The following is a 1,946-nucleotide window of genomic DNA, read 5'->3' as shown; positions in this document are numbered from 1 at the left end:
AGCGGCCGGCTCTCGGCGTACTCCTTGCGGATCGCCATCAGGCCGGGCATCTCGTGCTCGGCGAGGGTGATCTCCTTGCGGCCGAACTCGGCCAGGGACAGGTCGGCGACCTTGAAGTCGGTGAACTCAGCGGGCATGGAGGCTCCTTGAGCGGCTCAGTACGTTGCGGTGGATGTCCAAGGCTGCCGTGGACTTGTTGAGCGTGATGTAGTGCAGGCCGGGGGCGCCCTCGGCGAGCAGCCGGTCCGCCATGGCGGTGGCGTGCTCGACCCCGATCCGGTACGCGTCGTCGGGCCGCTCGCGGGCGGCTTCGAGGCGGTGGGCCAGGTCCTCCGGGAAGGCGGCGTCGGAGAGTTCGGCGAAGCGCCGGATCTGCCGGACGTCCGTGGCCGGCATGATCTCCGGGATGATCGGCGTCGTACAGCCGGCCGCCTCGACACGGTCGCGCAGCCGCAGGTAGTCCTCGACGTCGAAGAACATCTGGGTGATCGCGTAGTCCGCGCCCGCGCGGCACTTGGCCACGAAGTGCCGGATGTCGCTGTCCCAGTCGGGCGAGCGCGGGTGCTTCTCCGGGAACGCCGCCACCCCGATGGTGAACTGCCCGAGCGACCGCACCAGTTCGACCAGTTGGCAGGCGTGGGTGAGGCCCTCGGGGTGCGGCTGCCACGGCCCCCTCGGGTCGCCGGGCGGGTCGCCGCGCAGGACGAGCACGTCGCGCACCCCGGCGTCCGCGTACTGGCCGATGATGCGGCGCAGTTCGGCGGTCGAGTGCCCGACGGCGGTCAGGTGTGCCACGGGGCGCAGTGTCGTCTCGGTCACCATCCGCTGGGTGAGCTGGATGGTGCGCTCCCGCGAGGATCCGCCCGCGCCGTAGGTGACGGACACGAAGTCGGGCGCGAGTGGTTCGATGCGGCGGACGGCCCGCCACAGTGCCTGCTCGCCCGCGGCCGTCTTCGGCGGGAAGAACTCGAAGGAGAACGTCGTCATGCGCGGCCTCCCGCGTTGAAGTAGCCGGCCTCGGGGTGGTGGACGACGAGGGCGTCGGTGGACTGCTCCGGGTGGAGCTGGAACTCCTCGGAGAGGTGGACGCCGATCCGCTCGGGCCGCAGCAGCTCGGCGATCTTGGCGCGGTCCTCCAGGTCCGGGCAGGCCGGGTAGCCGAACGAGTAGCGGCAGCCCTGGTACTCCGTGCGGAACATGCCCTCCATGGCGGCCGGATCGCTGCCGCCGATGCCGAGTTCGCCACGCACGCGGGCGTGCCAGTACTCGGCCAGTGCCTCGGCCAACTGGACGGACAGGCCGTGCAGTTCGAGGTAGTCGCGGTAGGCGTCGGCCTCGAACAGCTTGGCGGTCTCCGCGCCGATGCGGGAGCCGACGGTGACGACCTGGAAGCCGACGACATCGGTCTCCCCCGACTCCTGCGGGCGGAAGAAGTCGGCCAGGCACAGGCGCCGGCCGCGGCGCTGGCGGGGGAAGGCGAACCGGGTGCGCTCGTTGCCGTGTTCGTCCAGGACGATCAGGTCGTCGTCCTTCGAGACGCAGGGGAAGTAGCCGTGGACCACGGCCGCTTCCAGCAGGTTCCCCGTCAGCAGCCGGTCGAGCCACATGCGCAGCCGAGGCCGCCCCTCGCCCTCGATGGTCTCGCCCTTGAGTCCCCACTGGCCCTTGAACAGGGCGCCCTCGTCGAGCCAGGAGGCGTACTCCCTGAGCTGGATGCCCTTGACGACACGGGTGCCCCAGAACGGTGGTGCCGGCACGGGGTTGTCGGTGGCGACATCGGAGCGGCCGGCCTCCGCGGGCTCCTCCGGGACCGCCCGCCGCGCGGCTACCCGGCGCTGCTTCAGTTCGGGCAGTTTCGCGCCGGGCACGCCACGCTTGACGCCGATCAACGCGTCCATCAGACGCAGACCCTCGAACGCGTCACGGGCGTAGCGGACCTCTCCCTG

General features: G+C 71.1%; 3 protein-coding genes. All 3 read right to left on the bottom strand.

The window, feature by feature from the left end:
* Positions 1-137, bottom strand: a 137-nt coding sequence (locus tag ACZ7EC_RS32730) for an adenosylhomocysteinase (protein WP_471068843.1), incomplete at its 3' end; no start/stop codon positions are given.
* Positions 127-987 (bottom strand): methylenetetrahydrofolate reductase [NAD(P)H], encoded by an 861-nt coding sequence (gene metF, locus ACZ7EC_RS32725; protein WP_470565018.1) that lies wholly within the window; start codon positions 985-987, stop codon positions 127-129. The genes ACZ7EC_RS32730 and metF, both read right to left, overlap by 11 nt.
* The coding region (locus ACZ7EC_RS32720) for a vitamin B12 dependent-methionine synthase activation domain-containing protein (protein ID WP_471068839.1) at positions 984-1,946 on the bottom strand (963 nt) is incomplete at its 5' end. The genes ACZ7EC_RS32720 and metF, both read right to left, overlap by 4 nt.

This window comes from Streptomyces sp. NPDC037203, from assembly GCF_055605065.1.
This window is presented reverse-complemented; position numbering and strand designations above follow the sequence as displayed.